Genomic DNA, 20,512 nt, shown 5'->3' on the forward strand with positions numbered 1-20,512 from the left:
CTTTACTTCTCAACCTTCTTAAGTGTATGGTAGTTAGCATTAATTATAAACAATAATGGTAAAAGCGCATTTTGACAACATTAGGCAGTACATTTTAGAAGAGCTAGACAAAGCAAATGAAAAAATTGTTGTTGCTGTTTATTGGTTTACGAATCACACTTTGTTTCAAAAATTAATAGCAAAAGTTGTTGAGGGAATAAGAGTGGAATTAATTGTTCATAATGACTACATAAACAATAGAGCAACAGGATTGAATTTTCAAAAATTCATTGACAGCGGAGGAGAATTTTATTTTTCAGACACGTTCAACCCAATGCATAATAAGTTTTGCGTTATCGATGATAAAGTCCTCATAAATGGTTCTTATAATTGGACTTATTATGCAGAAGATAGGAATAGAGAAAATATCTTACTTATTAAGGAGGAACAAGAAACTATTAATGCATTCATTACTGAATTTGAAAGATTAAAATCATTGACTGAAAAAGTTGAGGAAATTCAACCTCTTACAAAATTTGAAATTGATGAATTCAATTTATTAAGAACAAGAGACTACTTAGCTAATGATATTGTATTTCAAGCAAAAGCAACTGGAGACAAATCTTTGGTTAATAGTGCATTCGAATTAGCTCCAGAAAATATAGCTGTTCAAAAAACTGCTTTCGATCTCAAACTAACTGATAAATTTAGACTTAAGCACTCTATAGGCTCAAGTTTAAAAGACGATGGATACAAAATTATTGTACCAAAAGGTAGTTTTATTCCAGTTTCAGAAGCAGCAATTGTTGTCACAGTATCAGACAATCAAACTACATCTGAAGCGACAATACATTACGGAGAAAATCCAATAGCAAGTCAAAATAAACAATTTGCCAAAATGAAAATTTCAGGATTACCCCGAAAAGGAGCTGGCTTGGCAAAAATGAAATATCACTTTACAATAGATATTTATGGGAATCTTAGAATGGAAAAATATTCCTTAGACAATGGAGTAAGACAAAATATGATAAAAAAAATAACAGGACTACTGGAAAAAGTAGAAGAATAACTTATTATGATACAGGTTCTGTGTCAGACGGGCTGAAGAGCAAACATGGAGTTTTGTGCATTTTTGAGCATTAGTTATGAATTGAAATTTTTGCTTCAAAACCTCCTGAAATTACAGATACAAACCGATGGCGATACGGCGGACTTAAAAATGTGAATAAATGATGGATTTTAGGAATATCAATTGTATTACTTCTCCATATTTTTTTAATTCTTTTTTACTGAGCTCTTTAAATATTTTAAAAAAAAATCAAAAATTGGAATAGTATTCTTTTTACTTGAATCAATTTATCTTTAATCATTTTCAGGAATAATATAGACAAATGACTATTAAGAAAGAAGATGGATATGATAACGAAAGTTCGAGACAAAGGATACATTTTTGCCTCTTTATTTTTTAAATTCCATTATAAAGTTTCTTTTTCTTTTTTTGTTTAAACTGTTTCGAAACATAGTCATTTATTTTTTCCCCGCGAAGCAGAATATCCGCCAGATTTTCTTTTACATGATCTTTTGATTCCAGATTTTGAAAGTTCCCTGTATTTGCTGAAACATTATTTTGATATTTTTTTTCAAATGCAACAATGTTCATGGCACAGCTTTCCTGAATTCCTTTTGCACTGAATTCTTTTCCTAAAGTACTTCCGTTAAAAACGGATTTGGTTTTGTGGTCAACGTAAGTTATTCCGTATAGCTGTCCTTCATTGCTTTTTCTTAATATCGTGTAAATGCTTTCTCTTTCTAATACTCTAGATAATTTTTCGGCAGAAAATATGTCTTCACGGAAGAAAGCTAGTTTTATGGCATTTTTTACATATTTTTTACAAGATTCTTTCTCTGCGTCATTAGACTTAAACTTTCCTTCGAGAAATTTTAAGGTAGGTCTGCTGTAAAATTCGCTGGCTTTTATGGGTACTCCTATCGGTTTTGAACTCTGGTCAAGGATCTTGTAAAGCAGTCCATTATTTTTAAAAACTCTCGATTCCTCGGTTCCTCTGTCAGCATGGACATTATAAAGATTTAAAACGGCATTAAGTTCAGGCAGGCTCGAATATTTATAGTCAAACAGAACCTTGTTTAAAACAGAATTGATCGCCTTTCTGGACTCTGCTTTTCCGTATTCGACTCTACCAACGCTTATCGGTTTTAAAGTGAAAACTTCCTTCTGTTTTCTTCCTTCAGCTTTTACCAGCCCGAAAATTTCTTCTATCTCTTTTCTTGCAGGCTCTGATTTTTTAACGCCTATCAGATGCAGATCAATTCTTTTTCCATCTCTTTGAATATTATTTGTGACCACGTGCAGATGCGGGTGTCCCGCATCATGGTGCTGATACACTAAATAAGGCTGTTTTCCAAAACCGATCTTCTCCATATAAGTGTCTGCAATTTCAGTTAGCTTTTCTTTAGAATGATTTTCCGATGGATCAAAGTTGAGCGATATGTGGACGCTATTTCGCTTTGCATTTTCATTCAATGAAGACAGTTTTAAAAAACGGTTCAGCTTCTGGGTAAAGCTTAATTTTTCTAATTCAAGAGGGTAGTTCACGGCACTAATGCACTCGGCAATTCCTTCCTTAACTTTATTTTCGTTATAGTTCAGAATGCTGTTTATCGAACGGCTTGTTTTTATCACTGCAACCATTGTTCCGATATTTTCTGTGTATGACTTCTTATTGCTTCTAATTTATTGGAGAGCGCCTCTCTTTCCAAATCAAATAAAAACAGCTGTGTCTTAAACTCAGGAATCATTTTCAGCGTATTTACTTTTCTGGAAATCTGGTTGATGTTATTTCCAATTGCACGGAGTTCTGTAGAAAGAACAATGGTTTCTTCCATTAAATCATCTAGTGACTGGTTGCGGTAAGTGCTTGTGATCGGTCTGCTGAATAAGTGTTTTCGAATATAATCGCTTAATTTTCTGCAGGTGCTTGCTTTGAACTGGCTTTCAATTTTTGCATACTCTTTCTCTGTCAGGCGCAGGGTTATTCTGCGTGATCTGTTTGAATTTTCTCTTTCCATCATTTTTCCTTTTCATTGTTTTCAAACATTCTTCTTTTAAGATTCTCCACCGCCGAGTTCCGAGGCAGAAGGTGGCAAGATAGGCGGTTGTCAGACAACCGTACATCTTGCTGATCACAGGAACGAGGTGATCTCTGGAAATTTTTAAAAGTAGGCTTCTAATTTAGGGAAAATATTTATATGTATCATGCGCAAAATATGTGCATGATGGCTGTAGAATGTGACAATGTATAAATATTTAAAAAAAGAAAAAGGGAAAAAAGAAAGCAGTCTTCAATTGGACAGGCAGACAGTTGAAGTGCTATAAGTCCCGCAGGGCATTTTTTGAGGAACGAAGAAAAATGTTATGCGCACTTCTCTGGCTGTGTCCAATACATTGCTTTGCTTTTTTTGCTTTTTGGAATTACAATTTTCTCAGTCCTATTTCTACAGCAAAATAAAGAATTTAAATGATGAAGATGTTTGATAATTTTATTGTGCTTTTGCGCGAAATTATTGATATTAATTTCTTTTATTTACATTCGTAAACATTGAATTAATTATAATTAGAAAAAAATATAAATCAATAATAGACTAAGTTGATAATAGAAAAAATTAATAATGTTAAATCTGAAGAATTCAAAAGAGCTGTAGAATTAGGAGATCGAAATTCTGCAACATTAGGTTTTCTTCCTTATCAGGCTTTTGAAAAGTATGCTTCTAATAATCAATTAATTGGGGTTTTTGAGGATGATTCAAGAGATCTAATGGGATACCTTCTTTATAGAATTTCTTTTAACAGAGTAACAATTGTTCATTGTTGCGTAGATGAAAATCATCGTAAAAAAAATATTGCCTTTACACTTGTTGAATACTTAAAGAATAATACTAGGCAATTTGAAGGAATAAAATTAAGCTGTAGGAATGATTACGGAATTGATAAAGTTTGGGAAGGTTTTAATTTTGTTCCTATTAAAGAAAAAAGAGGGAGAAGTAAATTGGGTCTCCCCTTAACAGTTTGGTGGTATCCTCAATATCAGAATAATTTATTGTCTCAAATATCAGATTACGAAATCAGTAATAAGATTGTAGCAGTAATTGATATGAATGTTTTTTTAGATATTAAAGATAAAAGAGAGGATGAGAGTTTAGCACTAAATAGTGATTGGTTATTAGCAGAAGCAATACTTTTTGTTACTAGAGAGATAAATATAGAAATAAATAGATCAAAGACACAGAAACAGAAAGAAACCAGTCGTCAACTTCTTTCGCATTACAATGAACTTCCTTTTAAAGATGAAGAAAGCTATAAAAAAGTATTAGAAGAATTAAAAATTATATTTCCTCTTAAAAGTCAAAACGATAAATCAGATTTAAATCATATTGCGTATTCAATAACTGGAGGAGCGCATTTTTTTATTACAAGAGATCAGGAAATTTTGAATAAAGCAGAATACTTTAATGATAATTACAATATAATAATTTGTCGGCCAAGTGACTTTATCACTCATCTGGATGAAAATATACAAGTTACAAAATATCAGCCTCAAAGATTGATAGGAACAAATATAAATTCAAAAAGTATCACGGCTTCAAATATTAGTCATTTTACAGAGGTCTTTTTGAAGCCCGCAGAAAAAAAGCATCAGTTTGATAAAATAGTAAGAAATTGTCTTTCTTCGCCAAATGATTTTGAGCTGGTAACGATTTCTAAAGAAGATGATTTATTAGCGTTTATAGTTTTTGATAGGTCTTCAGAAGACAAACTCAACATACCTGTTTTTAGGTTTCTAAAAAATGAATTAAAAATCACACTAGCAAAACATTTACTTTTTAAAACCATTTTGACATCAACAAAAGAAGATAGAGTTTTAATTGAAATAAATGAGCAGAATCTTGATGATGATCTTATTGATTGCATTAAGGAGGCAAGATTTGTAAAAGTGATGAATTCGTGGCAAAAAATAAATCTTAAGGGAGTAGTTGAAGAGAAAAGACTTGTTCAAGACATTTCAAATAAAAATAATGAACTCTCAAATATTGAAAATACTTTAAAAGAAGTAATAAAGGAAGTTGAAAATAAAGAAGGAAGCTATAACTTTATAGAAGGTTATTCTTTTGAAAGATATCTATCTCCGGTCAAGATTGAGGAATTAGAAATACCAACTTACATCGTTGCAATTCAGCCACAATGGGCGGAACAATTATTTGATGACAGGTCGGAAGAGAAATTAGCTTTATTTGAGCCACAATATGAATTATTATTAAATAGAGAAAATGTTTACTATCGCTCAGCAAATCCAAAAATTCTAAAATCGCCAGCCAGGATATTGTGGTATATAAGCGAGAATAAAACTACTAAATGTAAGGGACGCATAACTGCATCATCTTATATAGATGAGATTTTTATAGATGATCCTAAAAAATTGTTTAAGCAATTCAAACAGCTTGGTATTTACGAATGGAAGCATGTGGCAGAAACTGCAAAAAAAAGTAATGAGGTGATGGCTTTTGTTTTTTCGGATACTGAAATTTTTAAAAATTCAATTCCGTTAAATCAAATAAAAGAATTAATTAAAAAATTAGAGAATAAAAATTTTATGGCATTATCCCCTGTAGAAATTAAAACTGAAACGTATCTTGCACTCTATAAATTAGGAATGGAATTATAAAGAATGAATAATAAAAAGAATAATTTACTGCTCATTTCAATTAAACCTCAGTACGCAAAAAAAATCTTTGAAGGTGAGAAAACTATAGAGCTAAGGAAATCAGCGCCACAAAGAGTTGATATTGATGATTATATGTTGATTTATGTCACATCGCCAGTAAAGGAATTATGGGGAGTTTGTAAAATTCAAAGTATAGTAAAGAATGAGCCTGAGATTATCTGGAATAAATATGGTAATGTAGCTGGCATTTCCAAAGAAGACTTTGACGATTATTATAAAGAAACTACTAATGGATATGGAATTGAATTAAAAGAAGTGAAAGCTCTCATAAATACAATAAGTTTAGAAGAATTACGGGTAATGATACCTGACTTTACAGCACCGCAAACTTATAGATATATAGATGAGGAGCTAATAAATAATGATAATTTAAAAAAGCTTTTAACTTAATTTGTGCTTGTAGTTTTTTTTTAATCAATAATATAGATATAAAAAAAGGAGACCTTAAGGTCTCCTTTTTTGTTTGAATTAATATATCTTTTATAAAAGCTTATTTGGCTTTTAGTAATTTTTCCAAATATTCAACTTTGTCTTTTTCGGCTTGAACTAAACGCTCATATAGTTTGATCTGCTGTTCGTGCGATTCCATTAATTTATCCAATGGGTTAAAAGTACATTGAGTATTTAATGATGAATTATCGTTAAAATTATTAAAGCTATTAAAATAATTAATTACGCCTTCATCAGAAAAGTTTTTAATTGCCTCGACACTTACCTCTAAAGCTTTTGCAACTTCTTTTAATTTTTCATCATCAATGGTTTCGCTGTTTTCCAGAATAGAAACAGCCTGCTGGTTTGTCCCCATAGCCTGTGCGAGTGCTTCCTGCTTCATGTCTTTCAGTTCACGGATACGGCTGATCTTGCGCCCCATGTGGTTTGGTTTTGTTAATGTACTCATAGTCCAAAGATAATAATTAAGGATAAAAAAGCCAGATTTATGTATGATACATATTTTCTCATGTACGGTACGGGACATTTTGATAGCGTACCATACAGGTAATCGCTTACTTGCCAGTGTGTTTAGCAAAAATACAATTTTTCAGACAAGTATTAACTAAAATGAGTGAAATTATGAAAGCAATTCAAAACACCGCATCCGACTTGATTTATCGAGTTATTTCCCAGAACATCGATCCGATAGGCATCTACTGTTTTGCAGAGAAGAAAAGCATTTATACTTTTAATGAACCTTTTCAGAAGCCCATCCAGAAGGAAAAGCATGTCCATCTTTATCTGCTCGTCATAGCCGAAGAGTTCGAGGATAATATCGGCAATGAGCTTACCGATAAAATAAAGAGCAGGTCAAGAGGACAGATAACCGTCACAATTCTGCTTCACAGAGTGAGAAATATTATAAAACTATATGGAGACCAGCAGTATTTCTTCTGGAACATTTTTAAGAATGCGCAGAGAATCCATATAGATGCATACAGATCGCCGATAATCTGGGCTAAGAATCCAGAAAAGAGATATGTGAAAAGCACTTCAGCATACGCAGGAGACAGAAGAAATGTTACTGAATCGATCTGGGATCTTATCTATAATAACGACCAGTATTTTTCATATGAAGTCAGAATGTGTTCACTCCATCAGATAGTGGAACAGACCTGCCTTTCCCTTATAAGGGTATTTCTGGGATATACGCCTAATCATTTTTCTCTGGGCTACTTATTTGAGCTTTGCGAATATTTCACGAGCTTGACTTCTGAATACTTTCCCCGAAACAGCAGGGATGAAAAAAATATGTTCAAGCTTTTGAAAAAGAACCCAAACACGCTTCGATTCAGTAGAAGGAACAGTTTTGATTATCTGTACTATGGGCTGATGGAAGACAGATGCCGTGATTTTATGAAAGAAGCAGAAGCCATTATTCAGAAAGAACTGGAGAGGCTTGAGGGAATTCATCAGAATGTGACATTATCAGCATAAAAGCCGAAATCATGAAAACCGATGAAATCAAAAAACAGGAAGACATCAGGGTGTTAAGCGGAAAACTGCCTAATGCCCTGAAAAAAGCAGAGGATAAAAGAGGGATGTATAATGCAGAAATCAGGGTTTATGGCTATTGCGAACTCGGTTCTGTCGTTAGAAACCTAATGAAGCTGTGCATTATCGCTTTAGATCAGGACAGCGCAGAAGTTCCGCCTACGATTCAAAACCAATACATTGATGTTGGGCTTATACTGGGAATTGCTTTGCAGTTATTTCCAGTTGACGAACTTGAATTTTTAAATGAGATTGCTAATCTGTTTTCAAAAAATAAAGAAGAAACAGAATGTCAAGATTAAGATTTAAAATTTGAAAAATTATGGAAACTGACAAAATAAAAACACTGGAAGAATTTAAAGATTTTGCATCCTATCATTTTAAACTGCTCAAACCTGCTCAGGACAAACACGGGGAATCAATACGTGAGATAAGATTTTATGGTTATGCAGATATGACTTGCCTTGGAGTGAATCTGATTAGAATGTGCCTGAGTATTGTTTATTCGGATGAACTGGATAACAGGGAGATTTATATAGGCTCGGTTCTGGAGCTTGCACTTCAACTGATTCCAAGCGCAGAAATAGAGGTTCTGGATGAAATATACAGAATGCTCAATGAAAATAAGGAAGATAAATGAATACTGGGCATATCAATGGTTTCAATGCCGTTTTCATGAGCATATTATGTTCATGACATTGAGAAAAAAGCATTTTATCTTTGTTAGAATCAAAAATTGGATTGAGTGATGATAGGTAAATTTTACTTATGATCTCCAGTGGATTAGGTTTTATATTTGTGTTATCCTACCCAAATTTTGCGCAGGGTAAAATGAGAAAAGTGTCATAACTTTATAGCGATGAATGATTGTGGAACAAAAAAGACCGAGGCTCGGTCTTTTTTTAATGAAGAGGAATTTCAAATGGAGAAGGATGGAAGAGAAGAAAGAGGAAAAATGACGGCAGAAAAGACCAGAAAAATGCTGAAAGATGAAGGAGTGGAAGTGACGCTGGAACAGGCGGTAATGATTTTAGAATTTTTAAGAAAACTGGCAAACATGGCAGTTTCAAACTATTTAAAGAAAAAAGATGAGAAAAATAGCAGACCTATACGTGAGAGTGAGTACAGATGAGCAGGCAGACAGGGGCTACTCGCAGAGAAATCAGGAAGAAATGCTTCGCAAGTACTGCGAAATAAATGCGGTTGAATTAAGACACGTTATTTATGAAGACCATTCGGCAAAGACATTCAACCGCCCGCAGTGGAAGAAACTGCTTGCGGATCTAAAGAGGCATAAGAATAAAACAGATCTTCTCCTGTTTACCAAATGGGACAGGTTCAGCAGAAATGCGGGAGATGCTTACCAGATGATCAGTACCCTGAGAAAACTGGGAGTTGAGCCTCAGGCTATAGAACAGCCTTTAGATCTTTCAATACCCGAGAACAAAATGATGCTGGCTTTTTATCTGGCTGCTCCTGAGGTCGAAAATGATAGAAGAGCCCTGAATACCTTTCATGGCATGAGAAGAGCTAGAAAAGAGGGAAGATATATGGGAATTGCTCCTATCGGTTATATTAACCGAGTAAAAGAAGACGGCACAAAATATATTGCATTCGACCAGCCAGAAGCCTCTATTTTAAAATGGGCTTTTGAAGAACTTTCCAAAGGAATTTTCAATACGGAACAGGTGCTTCACATGGCAAAAGAAAAAGGGCTTAAAGCAGGCAAAAACCATTTCTGGAGAGCGATCCGCAATCCTCTTTACTGCGGTAAGATCGAAGTTCCTAAATATAAGGATGAGGAACGCACTTTAGTGAGAGGACAGCATGAAGCATTGATCTCGGAAATGCTTTTCTATAAAGTTCAGGATGTTCTTGACGGAAGATCCCGCAAATATCTTCCAAAGGCACTTTCTGCCAAGCCTTTTCCGCTGAGAGGTTTTTTCATCTGTCCCGACTGCGGGAAAATATTGACTGGAAGCATATCTAAAGGGCGACATAAATATTATCCTTATTACCATTGCAGTGCAGGTTGCAGATACAGGATAAACTCGGAAACAGCCAATGAGATATTTATACAGAATCTGAAAAAATATGTACCAATTCCTGAAATCAAAAATATCTATGCCAATGTCATAGGCGACTGTTATAAAGAACAGATTAAGGACGTTTTGGAAGAAAAGACTAAAATCATAAGCCAGATCAAGGATTATGAAACCAGAATCTCAAATGCAAGGGATCTTCTTGCAACAAAACAGATTGAAGCTTCGGACTACAGAGAGATGAAGTCAGATTACGGAGAGATGGTAAGGAGGCTTGAATTAAAATTATCTGGTATCGATGATGAGAATAAAGATATAGAAGAGCTTTTAAAAGCGGGAGTAGAGAACCTAATGAAGCTTAACGAATATTATGAAAATGGCAACTGGATTGAATCGAGAGATTTATTAGGTTCGATTTTTCCTGAGAATTTTACGATCTCAGAAAACGGGTTTCGAACCGCTAGAGTAAATGAAGTAGTGCATCTCATCTACAGTATTAACAGGCTGATAGGTCTAAATAAAAAAGGGACAAAGAAGAAATTCTCTTCTTTGTCCCAATTAGTAGCGGGAACAGGACTCGAACCTGTGACCTTCGGGTTATGAGCCCGACGAGCTGCCTACTGCTCTATCCCGCGATGTTTCGGGTGCAAAGATACACACTAAATACGGTTATGCAAATAATTTTTGTACTTTATTTTCTATAATTTCAAAAAGAGATGGCTTTTCTTAGACTTTATAATCCAATAATTCTTGGTAAACGTTTCCGTTTAAGCCTAGTAGCAAGCCAAATGCAGGTTCGGTTTTTATGCCGCTTTCTTTCAGTTTTATAATCTCTAATCTAAAGTTTTCGTCTCTAGAACGTAGAATTTGGTCTTCAATGACCATATGTCTGTAGCCATTTTGAAGTTCTGTAGGGATATTTTGCCCGAAGATTTCTATTTCGAAAGTCTCAATAAAGAAGTTTGCTACTATTGATTCTTGATTATCAATTACGATTTCTCGAATCGAAAAGCGTTTTTCCTTTTCAAATAGATATTTAATTCTCGCAATAAAACCAGATTTATTTTTCCAATAGCAGACAATGTCCAAGTCGCTGTTTTCAATATCAATATTAATCGGAATCGTGCCAACCAAGATTGGATCAAATTCGGCAAGATTTTCCAAAATATGATGTTTGGTCAAAATATGAAATGCCGCTTGCTGTTTTGAATTTCCCGTTTTTAAATACGATATGTTTCTGAAATTAATCATTTATGATCTTATTTTTTTCTTCGTTGATTTCCTGCTCTAATCTTTTATTGATGTCAATTTTAGCATTCGTAAAAACAAAAATTGTAGCGCGATATCCTCTAGCATATTGATTTGTAACTTCACCACCAATAACTGAAGATTCAAAATACGGACTTGTTTCTTTCATTTCTTTATCGTTTTCTTCAAAATCCTTAACGCGAATCAAGTTTTTGTATCTAATGCTGAGGTCAAACCAATTGAGATAATCAGCGTTGAAAGAAACAGCTTTTATTCCTTTTTTAGTATAATAATTAATTGCTCCTGCTTGTCCGTAATTATCGCAGATGACAATAGTTTCTTTTTGGTTGGGCAGTAAGGCGTAGAGCGAATCTGTTTTTCTGGCTAATTCTTTCCAACCCAGCATATCGGCAAAATCTTGAGGCAAATTATGGTCTTTACCATCTTCCCAACGAAGCATTCCCATTTTTTTGTACTTCTCTGAATGCGCTACAATATATTCAGGACTTTTATTTGGAAAGGCAATATCATACATCGGAATAAAAAAAAATATCGGAATCAAGATAAAAACAGGTTTCAGAAAACGTTTCCATCCATTGTTTAAGATTTGAGATAAAAATACAGCTCCAAAAGCAATGTAAATTGGATATAATCCGATTGCGTAATACGCTTTTGCTTTGAAATAAATAAAAATCAAAAGCGTGAAAACAAACGATGCAAAAAATAATTGGTACTTTTTGAAAGGCTGATACAACAAAACCGCATAAAGCCCAGCTAAAATCACCAATAAGCCACCAATAAAAAAGAGAATCTGTTCTTTTAGGAAATTGGCTCTATCGACATTCACCAATTGGGTTTCTGCCAATTCTTTCATGTGGTGCACAATCGGAAAATGATTGCTGTACTGCCAATAAAGATTTGGCAGAATTAATATTAAACCTAAAATCAAGGCAAAATAAAACTCTTTTTTTGCGAGTATTTTTCGCTGTTGTGAAAGTAAAATGGCTGGAACTAATCCGAGGAATAAAAACACAATATTGTACTTGTTCAAGAAGCCAAAGGCGAAAACGACGCCTCCTATAAAGAGCCATTTTGTATTTTCGGCAGTAATGTACTGTATTAAAACATAATAAAATGCAGTCCAGCATAAAACGTCAAAAGAGTTTGGCTGATACAGTGTATTTAAACGAAGCAAACACGAAAACAATACACATAAAGCACCAAGAATTAGAGCATAAAGATTACCTTTTAAAAGTTCTATTGTTTTCCAGACAATCAAAAGCGTCAAGGCGCCAAATAGGGCAGGGAAGAACTTTACCCAGAAAACCGAATTTCCAAGCAGCAGAATAAGATACGAAAACCAAGAAGTGACAGGTGGAACCGATAAATAGCCCCAAGCCAAATGATTTGCCTGATCGAGATGCAAATATTCATCACGCTGCAAATCGTATTCTGGACTAATTAAAACATATTGTAGAATGAATTTTAAAATAATAAACCCAATTAAAATAAATGTTTTTTTGTTCATGCAGATTTTGGTTATGTTGGTTTTGGCTTTTGTGTTGTAATTGGTTTCAAGTCAACACATAATTCTGTAGCTAAGATAAAACTTATTTTGATTTTTGAATAGTAGGAATGTTTCTTGTTGGGACTGTGTAAAATGCAGAATATTAGATATTTATGGTTTTGGAATATCAATTGAATTTACATTTTTATTACCTTTAGTATCAAGCAAATAACTTTAAAAGAAAATACCATGAAAAAGAAATTATTTATTTTAGTTGTCTTTTTGGGGACAATTTCATTTGCAAATGCACAAAGTATAGGAGACGTAACAAAGGCGGCCAGTAAGGCGTCAACAACGGCTGTGCCCGCTTTTGATGTTGCTAGTATTGCAAATCAGGTTATGGGAGTTTTATCTCCAAAATTAAAATTAACCGATGCTCAAAAGCCGATTGTAAATTCCTTGGTAAATGAAACTTTAAATAAAAAGAAGAACATTTTGCCCACAATGGCCACCGACAAGGCAGGTTATACTTCTAAAATGACGACTACTAGAGAGTCTTTTATATCTAAAATGAAAAAAAATATCAGTCCAACACAATTTGATGCACTTACCGCTTTATTGCCAAAATCTGCTTCTGCAGTAACACCACTGGCAAAAATGTTGTATTAAAATAGTTTAAAATAAAAAAAGCAAAATAGAATTCTATTTTGCTTTTTTTATTCCAATTTTTCATGGATTTATTCCTCGACAGTTTCAAATTCCATGTGGTCAATTATTTCTGCTTCTGGCTTTTCTGGTTTAGAAGCTTTTAGGGCATTAAATCTTTCCAACATTTCTGTTTCGCCTTCTTCACCGCTGAAATAAGGGAAAACATCCATAATTGCAGTTTCCGAAATAGCTGGAATAGAATATTCGCCCATTGTATTTTTCATTATGTGAAGTGTATTGTCATAAGCTTCGCGAACATCATTGGCCTGAACCAGCATATACATACTAGTTTTTCTTTCTTTACCGCTTTCTTCATCATAAGCGATTAAAGTGATTTTAGATTTAAACCATCTGTCTGCATTTTCAAAAGGATGAATTTCGGCATAATTTGCCACTTTGATAGCCGTGATTTTAAATTCTTCACTGGTATAAGCGGCCATTTCCTCAGTCATTCTTTTTTCAGCTTCTGTATAAGACAAAGCATCCACCAAGTAAGGTTCGGTTAAAACTTTTTGTCCTCCAGTTTCATCTGTTTTTCTATATTTTACTTTGCATTCGTACCAAACTGCGCTCATCTCTATTTAAATTTTAAGGATGCCAAAGATAAATTTTACAGCAGAAATAATAGTTAAATCTTTAAATAGATATTCACAATTTTAGATGATTTTAGCTAATGTTTTGAGAGTCTGAAAGTTGTATGTTTTACAGATAGCTTAGCTTCACTTAGTATGTCTTTTGTGTAAAATGCTGTAAAACAATTAGTTGTTTTTAAAGAGAGAGGCGTTAGAAAAAATATGAATTTTCTTAAATCCAAAAAATCAATTTGTACGTAAGTATCAATAACAATGGCTGGGAATGGGGCAAATTCAAATGGTATTGGTTTTTGGAGCATATTGAATAGTATTACATTTCCAGCTATTGTTTTTATAAATGTTAAAAAAGAAGGATTGGGAAAATTAGACGTACAAAAGTTAAAAGAGACTTTAAAATATCTGGAAAGTAAACAGCGAGAATTAAAAAGACAAAATCAAAATGATACTAGAAGCCTGGAATCGATGATTAAATATTTAAAAAAAGATATGATGGAACAGCACGCTTTAGCTGATCATCATCAGTTGATTAAACAGGAAATCAAAGACACCGAAACTTTTATCGAAAACGTCAAAAATATCATCAAAATCAATTCATAAAACAGTTTAGTATTATAGAATTTACTTTTTACTCCAACTTGAATTTTTCGTTTCTGCAATCCAAAATCAATTTGTGATTCAGAAAAAGTTTGTTGCCAATCATTCCCTGCATCCCGGAGCGTTTCATTAAGAATTTTTGAAGGCTTGATGTGCCTTCAATGTAAGTCACTTCAGATAAATTCAATGTTGTATTTTTAAATTGTATTTTCTTTTTCGCGGAAGCGGAATAAACGCTCAGAGTGTTTCCCCATGAATTTCCTTTTTCGGTTTTTATCGCACTGTTTTTACTGCGGTATTGTTGCCAGATTTCTTTTGTTGTAATGAGTTCGTAACCGCTCGTTCCGGTATCGTACAGTAGTTTTAGGTTCTCATTTTCGATAACTGAAGGAATAAGAATTTTACGTTTTTTGAACTCAAAAGCGGTAAAAGCATCTTCTTTAATTTTTTCAATAAACGAACATTGGTTGTTTTTGAAATCTAAAATGGTAATTCGCTTTTCTAATAAATCGGTTCCGATTGTACCAATTATATTTTCGGCATTCGGATTATCGAAACTGATTTTTTCGCCGTAATCTAAAACTTCAAAATCATTTGAAGCCACATGCATTTTTCCGATTCTAAAAGCACTAGAAATCGAGGAGTTTTCATTATCGATTTTTAACTGATTTTGAAATTTTTCCGCAATTGATTCTAATGATTTTTTGTAGAAAACAGTAACAGGAGAACCTGAGTCAAACTGCATATGGAATGTTCGATTGATTCCTTTTATTTCTACAGGCAAAAGCAAAGCTGAATGAGAGTTTTCGTCGCTAGAAATCCATTTTATCGGGATATTTTCGGCAATTCCTGAAATCTTCAAATAGTTTTCTGGTGGAGTGAATTTCTTTTGAAAATAAAAATATCCTCCCACCAAGAATAAAACGATAATAACTAAAAATACGGTTGCAATTTTCTTAAACAATTTCATGGTCTGTTTTTTTCTGCAAGATTCGGATTTCGTTTCCGATTTTTGTGCAAAAACAATACGACAGTTTTACGTCATTTTCATGACTTGTGTTATAAGAAGTTGTTTTTCAGTTTTATAGCAAGATCTTGTTTTTTATTTAAACTGATTCCGTTTAGAATAACGATAATGAGTTTTAAGCTTAAAATTGCAATTAAAGGAATAATGAAAAGCGGAAACTTTAGCGGAAATGAATTTTGGATGAACGGACATGCAATCATTAAAACCGAAAGGATAAGACTTAAAATAATTTGAATGCTTACAATTTGTTTTCCTAATTCTTTATTTTTTGGATCTTGCGTTTTGTAAGTTAACACTAAAGGAAAAATAATGCTCCCAAACGGAATAATAAGTCCTGATAAAACAGAAAGATTAATGAGTTTGGCTCTTTCTATCTGAATATTTTCATTTTTTAAAATGAGGTTTTCGGGATTAGTTTCCAGAGCTTCGGCAATGGTTTTTAAGGTAAAGCCTTTGAGAATACTTCCCGCTTCGATTCGTTGAATGGTTCGCAATGAAAGACCCGATTTTTCGGCAAGTTCATTTTGAGTCATATTCTGTTCTTCTCTCAAAAATTTAACTTTATTTTTCATTGGTTTTAAGCTGCTGATGTAGAGACGAAATTAAGAAAAAACTTTTGATGGAACTGGCATAAAAAAGACTTGGATTATTAGACCAATTCAAAGTTTTAATAAAAAATTAAGTTTTTTTCTTTAACAAAAATTATTAACTTGTTGTGTAATAAAAGATTCCTTAAATGTTATTGTTATAAAATTTTCCAGTTATGCGAGTATCCGTTGTCCGAAAAAATATAAAACTATTACCAGATTCAAAAAGAGTTGTTGCCCGATATTTTATGAATGGGCAAGAAAGAACCCAGCAAATGGTACTTCGGATAATGATGCTGGACGAGAAACAGGTATTGCAGACTTTAGAGCAGACGCTTCGTGAATTTGCGAGAAGACACCGAAATATTTCGGCAGTTTTTTTTAGACACTGTGAAAGAATTCGTCCTATAATAGAAGGCATGCAGATTGATTACGAAGCCATGTCTCTAGACCGTAAAATGCTTATTGGATCTTATTGTACGATGGAGTACGCCATAGAATCGGCGGCGATTTTTAATCCGTCAATTGTAGAAGATTTTGATCAGACCGGATTGGAGGCAGGAGAAAAACGCGTTATAATTTCTTTTCGAGCCACTGGCGAAGGTCATATTTCGTCAATTGTTTTTAGAAGAGCCATTTTGGACCGTGATAACAATCTGCATATCATGAAAATAGGAAATCATATTGATAAGGCAGAAATCGAACATAAAACCTTATTTAATAAAGAGCGATTCCTTAGTAAGCTGTACGAAATGCACACAGCAGACAAATATATTGCTCAGATTATGCAGGATCTTCCAGATGAGTTTGAATTTGCGGTTCTTAAAAATTTGCTGATTGAGTCTTTAAAAGATCCTTTAATTCGCGAAGAAAGAAAAGTAGCACTGGAAGAAATACTGTGGTTGGCTAATTCTTTTTACGATTTGCAGTTCAAACATGATTCGGATATTACAGAACGTGTCATTTTTCCAATTTCTGATTCGGAGAGCCGTGGAATAGAAGATGCTCGTTTTGTACGTTTTACAGATGATAACGGTTCTTCGCGTGTTATGGCAACGTATACGGCTTATAACGGACATACAATTTTGCCGAAATTAATTTCTACCGAAGATTTTTATAGTTTTAGAGTTATGCCGCTTCATGGAGAAGGAGCGCAGAATAAAAATCTGGCTTTATTTCCTCGAAAAATAAAAGGCAAATATGCTATGCTAGCCAGAATTGACGGCGTAAACAATTATATTATGTATTCTGATCGAGTAACGCAATGGAATACGCCTGTTTTGCTGCAAGAACCGCGCTATACATGGGAGCTGACACAGATTGGAAACTGCGGATCTCCGCTTTGGACAGAAGAAGGATGGCTTGTAATTACGCATGGAGTTGGAGCTATGAGACGCTATTGCATTGGTGCCTCATTGTTTGATCTCGACGATCCTTCTAAAGAAATAGGAAGATTGACAGAACCTTTGCTTTCTCCATTGGAAGATGAAAGGGAAGGATATGTGCCAAATGTGGTGTATTCTTGCGGGGCGATTATTCATAACAACAGTTTAATTCTGCCTTATGCTGTATCTGATTATTGCTCAACTTATGCTGTAGTTGACATGGTTGAATTGCTAGATGCGCTTAAGAAAAGCAAGTAATATCTTTGTCTAAAATATTTTAACACGTAGAGATATAGTTTTTGAAGTCTTTAAAAAAGGCGTTTCACTAATTTTAACGCACATAGCTTATCTATGTGTTGAAACTTGTTTTTTTGTCTTCTTTTTTTAGTGTAAAAAAATCTATGTTTCTATGTGTTAAAAGCATATTCTTGATTTGGACCTATCGGATTTGGTAATATCATCTTTTGTTGAGGTTTGGAATTTTCTCTGTTAGGTTTTTCCAATATCGTTTTGGCATGTGTTTGATATGAAGTTTGGTGTTTTTTCTCGATTCGATATTGACACTTTTAAAATAATTGCGCCATAAATTCTCGAAAAACTCTTCGTTTTCATCATTTATTTCAGCTAAAAAACGCGAAGAAGGATTGGACTCAAACTGCATTTCCACCGTAGAGACATTTTCAAGATCATAATAAATTCCGTATTTGCGTTTAGCGTCGTAAATGAGCCAGCGCTGGTCTGCATATCGGTTTTTAAAATGCTGTTCGATAAGCGGTAAAACATCACAATCGGGTTCTATGATGGCATAATATAATCCGTCTTTTGTTAGTTTAAAACGAACAAAAGCTTTCATTCTATGGCTTTCCTTCCCCGTTAAATGTGCTGCTTTTTTTACGTTCAATACTTCGTTTCGGCTTAAATCTCCTTCGATATTCATTGGACTCGAAAAAACATATTCGACAAAGCGAAACAAGATTTCTTCAATCTGATCCATTTCAGATAAAAAAGCAAAATATAGGTTATTAAAACCATGATGAGAGAGGCGTTTCTCCAAACCATTTAAAACTCGGTTTGCTTTAGCATTATCAGTTATTACAAGCTGAGTTTCTGAGAAAAGCAAAGTATTTGAAATCTCCTCTTTGGCAAAAACAACATCTTTGAGTTTGTATTCGTAGATTTCAAAAACGGCTGTAAGCCAGCCTTCATAACTTCCATCATAAAGCAATTGTGTCATCAGAATTAAAATAATGCTAGCTGGTTCGAAAAATTGTTTTTGTATTTACTGTTCTGTAAATTCAAAATCTGACTTTTTATTTGAATAGGCGTCAGGTCTTTCTGCATATAGAAAGGCGACGAAAAAGCCAAAAAGAATTTTGAACGGCTGTAGGCAATTCCTAATTTCTTTAAATCTTCGGGCTGTAATTTTTTAAACCTTCTGGCAGCGATAATTTTTTTTGCGCTCAAAAATCCGATTCCAGGAATGCGCTGAATCAATTCTATATCAGCTGAATTAATATCAACTGGAAACTGATGCAGATTTCGCAAGGCCCAACCTAATTTTGGATCAATATCTAAGTCAAGATTTGGCTGGTCAAATCCTACAATTTCATTTACATTAAATCCGTAATAACGAATTAGCCAATCGGCCTGATACAAACGGTTTTCGCGAATCATAGGAACTGGAGTTCCAATGGCGGGAAGTCTGTTGTCATAACTTATAGGCACATAACCAGAATAATACACCCGACGCATTTTCATTTGTTCGTAAAAATAATTGGCCATTCCGAGAATTTCCAGATCATTTTCTTTTGTTGCGCCAATTACCATTTGCGTGCTTTGTCCTGCTGGAGCAAAAAGCGGTGTTTTGTAATTGGATTTTTTCTCTTCTTGATAACCAATGATTTCGTTTTTAAGATATTGCATTGGTTTTATGACATCTTTGTGATTTTTATCGGGAGCCAACAGTTTAAGGCTTTGTTCTGTCGGCATTTCGACATTTACGCTCAGACGGTCGGCATATAATCCAGCTTCTTTCAGTAATTCTTCGCTAGCGCCAGGAATCGCTTTGAGATGAATGTAACCATTAAAATTTTCTTCTAACCGTAATTTCTTTACAATTCGAACCAAACGTTCCATTGTATAATCGGCATTGTCAAAAATTCCAGAACTCAGAAATAATCCTTCGATGTAATTTCTTCGGTAAAAACCAATCGTCAAGTCAACCACTTCTTGTACCGTAAATGCGGCACGTTTGATATCATTGCTTTTTCGGCTGACACAATAGGCACAGTCAAAAATACAGTGATTGGTAAGCAGAATTTTTAGTAGAGACACACATCGGCCGTCTTCTGTAAAGGCATGGCAGATTCCGCCTCCCGTGTCACCCAATCCTTTGTTTTTATTTTTGCGTGTGCTTTGTCCCGATGAGCAAGAAACATCATATTTTGCCGCATCTGCTAAAATTGCCAGCTTTTCCATCACTCTTTCCTGTACCATTTTGCTCTTTTTTTAGTTGTTTTTGAAAATGAAAATTCATTCTCTCAAAACTAGGAATTCATGCTAAAAAAGAAGTAAAAGAAGCTGTTCTAAATTGTATCAATTTTTTTTGCAAGGTTATTTTTACATTGAAAAAATTACTATATTTAAGATTCAAAAAAACAGGTATAAATACGGGTTTGTAGATTGTAAAAACTTTATACATTCGCCGAAATAGAAAAACTGATTTCCCCCCTTAACATTAGTTTTTCAGATTTAGAAGTATTAGCAAATATTAGGAACAAACGGCTAAAACAATGAAATTTGTAAAAGGACAAGATGTTTCCTACACGGCATGGAGTGGGATATCTTATAAGGGAACCATAATTGAAAGAAAAATGGATTTTAAAAAGGGGTTAATCATAAAATCGACTTCAAAAGAAAGAGATTTTCATTATCTCATTGAAATACAAAAAAACGGCATGACCGAGAAAATCTTATGTGCCGAAAATCAGCTGAAATTATTAGAAAAGAAAAAACGAACAGCAAAGAAAGTGGCCTAAAAGCTAATCTTTCCAGTTTT

The 20,512-nt window shown here is 33.8% G+C and carries 22 protein-coding genes and 1 tRNA gene; 12 read left to right on the forward strand and 11 right to left on the reverse strand.

Features of this window, described 5'->3' with window-relative positions; genetic code table 11:
• Positions 1 to 55: 55 nt before the first annotated feature.
• A complete protein-coding gene (locus tag GR162_RS04265) occupies positions 56 to 1,048 on the forward strand; it encodes a phospholipase D-like domain-containing protein (RefSeq protein ID WP_160781107.1) in 993 nt (330 codons plus the stop codon).
• Positions 1,049 to 1,444: 396 nt separating this feature from the next.
• Here GR162_RS04265 and GR162_RS04270 read toward each other — a convergent pair whose 3' ends face one another.
• Together GR162_RS04270 and mobC are read right to left on the reverse strand one after the other, a co-directional pair.
• Positions 1,445 to 2,689: a relaxase/mobilization nuclease domain-containing protein gene (locus GR162_RS04270; RefSeq protein WP_160781108.1), complete on the reverse strand. Its 1,245-nt coding sequence runs from the start codon at positions 2,687 to 2,689 to the stop codon at positions 1,445 to 1,447.
• Positions 2,677 to 3,069: a plasmid mobilization relaxosome protein MobC gene (mobC, locus tag GR162_RS04275; protein WP_370516225.1), complete on the reverse strand. Its 393-nt coding sequence runs from the start codon at positions 3,067 to 3,069 to the stop codon at positions 2,677 to 2,679. Before mobC ends, GR162_RS04270 begins: the two co-directional genes overlap by 13 nt.
• A 575-nt stretch (positions 3,070 to 3,644) precedes the next feature.
• On the opposite strand from mobC, the gene GR162_RS04280 reads away from it, so the two are divergent.
• A complete protein-coding gene (locus GR162_RS04280) occupies positions 3,645 to 5,717 on the forward strand; it encodes a GNAT family N-acetyltransferase (protein WP_160781109.1) in 2,073 nt (690 codons plus the stop codon).
• Between the two features lie 3 nt (positions 5,718 to 5,720).
• The gene (locus GR162_RS04285) at positions 5,721 to 6,167 is read left to right on the forward strand and encodes an ASCH domain-containing protein (protein WP_160781110.1); all 447 of its coding nucleotides are present in this window, start codon (positions 5,721 to 5,723) and stop codon (positions 6,165 to 6,167) included.
• Positions 6,168 to 6,267: 100 nt separating this feature from the next.
• On the opposite strand, the gene GR162_RS04290 is transcribed toward GR162_RS04285, so the two are convergent.
• Entirely contained in the window at positions 6,268 to 6,675 is a 408-nt protein-coding gene (locus GR162_RS04290; protein ID WP_160781111.1) for a helix-turn-helix domain-containing protein, read from the reverse strand.
• A gap of 173 nt (positions 6,676 to 6,848) precedes the next feature.
• Here GR162_RS04290 and GR162_RS04295 point away from each other — a divergent pair, with 173 nt between their 5' ends.
• The 5 genes from GR162_RS04295 (at position 6,849) to GR162_RS04315 (ending at position 10,408) form a co-directional block, all read left to right on the forward strand.
• Positions 6,849 to 7,706, forward strand: a complete 858-nt coding sequence (locus GR162_RS04295; protein ID WP_237421280.1) for a hypothetical protein — start codon at positions 6,849 to 6,851, stop codon at positions 7,704 to 7,706.
• 11 nt (positions 7,707 to 7,717) lie between these two features.
• A complete protein-coding gene (locus GR162_RS04300) occupies positions 7,718 to 8,065 on the forward strand; it encodes a hypothetical protein (RefSeq protein ID WP_160781113.1) in 348 nt (115 codons plus the stop codon).
• A 20-nt stretch (positions 8,066 to 8,085) separates the two neighbouring features.
• A complete protein-coding gene (locus GR162_RS04305; RefSeq protein ID WP_160781114.1) occupies positions 8,086 to 8,403 on the forward strand; it encodes a hypothetical protein in 318 nt (105 codons plus the stop codon).
• A gap of 219 nt (positions 8,404 to 8,622) precedes the next feature.
• Positions 8,623 to 8,895: a hypothetical protein gene (locus tag GR162_RS04310; protein ID WP_160781115.1), complete on the forward strand. Its 273-nt coding sequence runs from the start codon at positions 8,623 to 8,625 to the stop codon at positions 8,893 to 8,895.
• A complete protein-coding gene (locus GR162_RS04315) occupies positions 8,852 to 10,408 on the forward strand; it encodes a recombinase family protein (RefSeq protein WP_160781227.1) in 1,557 nt (518 codons plus the stop codon). Before GR162_RS04310 ends, GR162_RS04315 begins: the two co-directional genes overlap by 44 nt.
• On the opposite strand, the gene GR162_RS04320 is transcribed toward GR162_RS04315, so the two are convergent.
• The 3 genes from GR162_RS04320 to GR162_RS04330 form a co-directional block, all read right to left on the reverse strand.
• Positions 10,368 to 10,440, reverse strand: a tRNA-Met gene (locus GR162_RS04320). The genes GR162_RS04315 and GR162_RS04320 overlap by 41 nt on opposite strands.
• Positions 10,441 to 10,531: 91 nt before the next feature.
• Positions 10,532 to 11,056 (reverse strand): DUF4269 domain-containing protein, encoded by a 525-nt coding sequence (locus GR162_RS04325; RefSeq protein ID WP_160781116.1) that lies wholly within the window; start codon positions 11,054 to 11,056, stop codon positions 10,532 to 10,534.
• Entirely contained in the window at positions 11,049 to 12,581 is a 1,533-nt protein-coding gene (locus GR162_RS04330; protein WP_160781117.1) for a glycosyltransferase family 39 protein, read from the reverse strand. The genes GR162_RS04325 and GR162_RS04330 overlap by 8 nt, the downstream gene beginning before the upstream one ends.
• 228 nt (positions 12,582 to 12,809) lie before the next feature.
• Between GR162_RS04330 and GR162_RS04335 the strand changes: the two genes are divergently transcribed.
• Entirely contained in the window at positions 12,810 to 13,229 is a 420-nt protein-coding gene (locus GR162_RS04335) for a hypothetical protein (protein ID WP_091135946.1), read from the forward strand.
• Between the two features lie 68 nt (positions 13,230 to 13,297).
• Here GR162_RS04335 and GR162_RS04340 read toward each other — a convergent pair whose 3' ends face one another.
• Positions 13,298 to 13,843, reverse strand: a complete 546-nt coding sequence (locus GR162_RS04340) for a DUF4494 domain-containing protein (protein ID WP_066032650.1) — start codon at positions 13,841 to 13,843, stop codon at positions 13,298 to 13,300.
• Between the two features lie 270 nt (positions 13,844 to 14,113).
• Here GR162_RS04340 and GR162_RS04345 point away from each other — a divergent pair, with 270 nt between their 5' ends.
• Positions 14,114 to 14,458, forward strand: a complete 345-nt coding sequence (locus GR162_RS04345; RefSeq protein ID WP_066032649.1) for a hypothetical protein — start codon at positions 14,114 to 14,116, stop codon at positions 14,456 to 14,458.
• A gap of 28 nt (positions 14,459 to 14,486) precedes the next feature.
• On the opposite strand, the gene GR162_RS04350 is transcribed toward GR162_RS04345, so the two are convergent.
• Together GR162_RS04350 and GR162_RS04355 are read right to left on the reverse strand one after the other, a co-directional pair.
• On the reverse strand, positions 14,487 to 15,425 hold the full coding sequence (locus GR162_RS04350) for a hypothetical protein (protein ID WP_160781118.1): 939 nt from the start codon (positions 15,423 to 15,425) through the stop codon (positions 14,487 to 14,489).
• Positions 15,426 to 15,514: 89 nt separating this feature from the next.
• The gene (locus GR162_RS04355) at positions 15,515 to 16,054 is read right to left on the reverse strand and encodes a helix-turn-helix domain-containing protein (protein ID WP_066032647.1); all 540 of its coding nucleotides are present in this window, start codon (positions 16,052 to 16,054) and stop codon (positions 15,515 to 15,517) included.
• Positions 16,055 to 16,245: 191 nt separating this feature from the next.
• On the opposite strand from GR162_RS04355, the gene GR162_RS04360 reads away from it, so the two are divergent.
• On the forward strand, positions 16,246 to 17,712 hold the full coding sequence (locus GR162_RS04360; protein ID WP_160781119.1) for a glycoside hydrolase family 130 protein: 1,467 nt from the start codon (positions 16,246 to 16,248) through the stop codon (positions 17,710 to 17,712).
• 199 nt (positions 17,713 to 17,911) lie between these two features.
• Here GR162_RS04360 and GR162_RS04365 read toward each other — a convergent pair whose 3' ends face one another.
• Together GR162_RS04365 and GR162_RS04370 are read right to left on the reverse strand one after the other, a co-directional pair.
• Positions 17,912 to 18,688, reverse strand: coding sequence for a TIGR03915 family putative DNA repair protein (locus tag GR162_RS04365; protein WP_160781120.1), 777 nt, complete (start codon positions 18,686 to 18,688; stop codon positions 17,912 to 17,914).
• Between the two features lie 5 nt (positions 18,689 to 18,693).
• Positions 18,694 to 19,950 carry a putative DNA modification/repair radical SAM protein gene (locus tag GR162_RS04370; RefSeq protein WP_160781121.1) on the reverse strand — a complete coding sequence of 419 codons (1,257 nt, stop codon included), beginning with the start codon at positions 19,948 to 19,950 and terminating at the stop codon, positions 18,694 to 18,696.
• A 296-nt stretch (positions 19,951 to 20,246) separates the two neighbouring features.
• Here GR162_RS04370 and GR162_RS04375 point away from each other — a divergent pair, with 296 nt between their 5' ends.
• On the forward strand, positions 20,247 to 20,492 hold the full coding sequence (locus tag GR162_RS04375; RefSeq protein ID WP_066032643.1) for a hypothetical protein: 246 nt from the start codon (positions 20,247 to 20,249) through the stop codon (positions 20,490 to 20,492).
• The last annotated feature ends 20 nt before the right edge of the window (positions 20,493 to 20,512 follow it).

This window comes from Flavobacterium sp. HBTb2-11-1 (assembly GCF_009826975.1).
Lineage (GTDB): Bacteria > Bacteroidota > Bacteroidia > Flavobacteriales > Flavobacteriaceae > Flavobacterium.